Raw genomic sequence first — 255 nt, forward strand, 5'->3', positions numbered from 1 at the left:
GTTTGCGGTACGGGCACCTTCACCTGGCTAGAGGCTTTTCTTGGCAGTGTGAGATCATGACCTTCGCTACTATAATTTTCGCTCCCCATCACAGCCCAGCCTTACGATGTGCGGATTTGCCTACACATCAGCCTCACTGCTTAGACGGACATCCATCAGTCCGCGTCACTACCCTACTGCGTCACCCCATTGCTCATAACGGTTTACGGTGGTACAGGAATTTCAACCTGTTGTCCTTCGATTACGCCTTTCGGC

1 rRNA gene is annotated in these 255 nt (G+C 52.2%); it reads right to left on the minus strand.

Annotated elements, in window-relative coordinates:
• Positions 1-255: ribosomal RNA gene (locus tag KJS65_RS29605) — 23S ribosomal RNA — on the minus strand; the annotation flags it as partial.

Source organism: Paenibacillus sp. J23TS9 (assembly GCF_018403225.1).
GTDB lineage: Bacteria > Bacillota > Bacilli > Paenibacillales > Paenibacillaceae > Paenibacillus_AQ.